This window comes from Streptomyces sp. SID10853, from assembly GCF_010548145.1.
Taxonomy (GTDB): domain Bacteria; phylum Actinomycetota; class Actinomycetes; order Streptomycetales; family Streptomycetaceae; genus Streptomyces.
This window is the reverse complement of sequence record NZ_JAAGLN010000442.1, coordinates 1-2,295: the sequence shown is the minus strand read 5'-3', so window position 1 is coordinate 2,295 and position 2,295 is coordinate 1. Positions and strand designations below refer to the sequence as shown.

The 2,295-nt window shown below is 73.2% G+C and carries 2 protein-coding genes and 1 pseudogene; all 3 read left to right on the top strand.

Annotated elements, in window-relative coordinates:
• A pseudogene (locus G3I19_RS36100) lies at positions 1-335 on the top strand (L-aspartate oxidase); the annotation flags it as partial.
• Between the two features lie 2 nt (positions 336-337).
• A complete protein-coding gene (gene nadC / locus G3I19_RS36095) occupies positions 338-1,351 on the top strand; it encodes a carboxylating nicotinate-nucleotide diphosphorylase (protein WP_343235312.1) in 1,014 nt (337 codons plus the stop codon).
• 3 nt (positions 1,352-1,354) lie between these two features.
• A complete protein-coding gene (locus G3I19_RS36090; RefSeq protein WP_164267894.1) occupies positions 1,355-2,152 on the top strand; it encodes a type III pantothenate kinase in 798 nt (265 codons plus the stop codon).
• The last annotated feature ends 143 nt before the right edge of the window (positions 2,153-2,295 follow it).

Below are 2,295 nucleotides of genomic sequence, written 5' to 3'. Positions count from 1 at the left end.
CCGTGGCGGAGGCGGCCGCGGGGGCCGCCATGGACGCGGCAGCGGCGGGAGCCCCCGAAGCGCTGCCGGCCGTCGCCCTGAAGCCCGCCGAACCGGGCGTCGAGGCATGGGAGGCGACCAACCTCCTCTGTGTCGCCCGCGTTCTCACCGCCGCGGCCCAGCGCCGCGCGGAGACCCGCGGCTGCCACTGGCGCGAGGACCACGCGGACCGTGACGACACCGACTGGCGCCGCCACCTCGTCGTACGGCTGTGCCCCGACCGTTCGCTCGCCGTGCACACCACGGACAGCGCCGACTTTCCCCCGACCCTCCCTCAGCGCCCTCAGGAGCAGTGACCGTGACCACCCCCGACCTCCCCCTCCACCGGATCGGCGACGACGCCGTGAGCGCCGAGCCGGCGGGCGGCTGCGGCGACGCCTGTGCCTGCGGCGACGGCTACGACGGTGCCGACGACCCCATGGAGTGCGGTCTCGACCCCGCTCTCGCCGAGCTGCTGGCCACCGCGGGGCTCGACCCGGTCCTGGTCGAGGACATCGCCCACCTCGCCATCGACGAGGACCTCGACGGGGGAGTGGACGTGACGAGCGTCGCGACCGTCCCCGCCGACGCCGTCGCCACCGGCGACTTCACCGCCCGTGAGGCCGGTACGGTCGCGGGCCTGCGGGTCGCCGAAGCGGTGCTCTCCATCGTCTGTACCGAGGCGTTCGAGGTCGAGCGGCACGTCGAGGACGGCGAGCGCGTCGCCGCCGGCCAGAAGCTGCTCTCGGTCACCACCCGCACCCGCGACCTGCTGACCGCCGAGCGCAGCGCGCTCAACCTGCTGTGCCGCCTCTCCGGCATCGCGACCGCCACCCGCGCCTGGGCCGACGTACTGGAGGGCACCAGGGCCAGGGTCCGCGACACCCGCAAGACCACACCGGGACTGCGCGCCCTGGAGAAGTACGCGGTGCGCTGCGGTGGCGGCGTCAACCACCGGATGTCGCTCTCGGACGCTGCCCTGGTCAAGGACAACCACGTGGTCGCGGCCGGCGGGGTCGCCGAGGCGTTCAAGCTCGTACGCGCCGAGTTCCCCGACCTCCCCATCGAGGTCGAGGTGGACACCATCGCCCAGGTCACCGAGGTCCTGGAGGCGGGCGCCGACCTGATCCTGCTGGACAACTTCACCCCGGAGCAGACCGCCGAGGCCGTCGCGCTCGTCGCCGGCCGCGCCCTCCTGGAGTCCTCGGGCCGGCTCACGCTGGAGACGGCCAGGGCGTACGCCGAGACGGGCGTCGACCACCTGGCGGTCGGCGGGCTCACGCACTCGTCGCCGATCCTCGACATCGGTCTCGACCTGCGCGAGGCGAAGTAACCCATGCTGCTCACCATCGACGTCGGCAACACCCACACCGTCCTCGGCCTCTTCGACGGCGACGAGATCGTGGAGCACTGGCGCATCTCGACGGACGCCAGGCGCACCGCGGACGAACTCGCCGTACTGCTCCAGGGCCTGATGGGCATGCACCCGCTGCTCGGCCGCGGACTCGGCGACGGCATCGAGGGGATCGCGGTCTGCTCGACCGTCCCCTCCGTCCTGCACGAACTGCGCGAGGTGACCCGCCGCTACTACGGCGACGTCCCCGCGGTCCTGGTCGAGCCGGGCATCAGGACGGGCGTCCCGATCCTGGTGGACAACCCGAAGGAGGTCGGCGCCGACCGCATCATCAACGCGGTGGCCGCGGTCGAGCTGTACGGCGGCCCGGCCGTCGTCGTCGACTTCGGTACGGCGACGACCTTCGACGCGGTGTCGGCGCGCGGCGAGTACACCGGCGGTGTCATCGCCCCCGGCATCGAGATCTCGGTCGAGGCACTCGGGGTGAAGGGCGCCCAGCTCCGTAAGATCGAACTGGCCCGCCCGCGCAGTGTGATCGGCAAGAACACCGTGGAGGCCATGCAGTCCGGCATCATCTACGGCTTCGCCGGACAGGTCGACGGGGTGGTGAACCGGATGGCCCGCGAGCTCGCCGACGACCCGGCGGACGTCACGGTCATCGCCACCGGCGGCCTCGCCCCGATGGTCCTCAGCGAGGCCACCGTCATCGACGAGCACGAGCCGTGGCTGACGCTGATCGGGCTGCGCCTGGTGTACGAGCGGAACGTCGCCCGGCTGTGAGCCGGTGCCGGTAGCCGGACCGCTCGCCCGGCCGGTGGCGTGGCGGTCGGTGGCATGGCGGTCGACGGCGTGGCGCCCGGCCGGTGGCGTGGCGGTCGGCCGGTGGTACGGCGGTCGACGGCGTGGCGGTCGGCCGGTGGCAT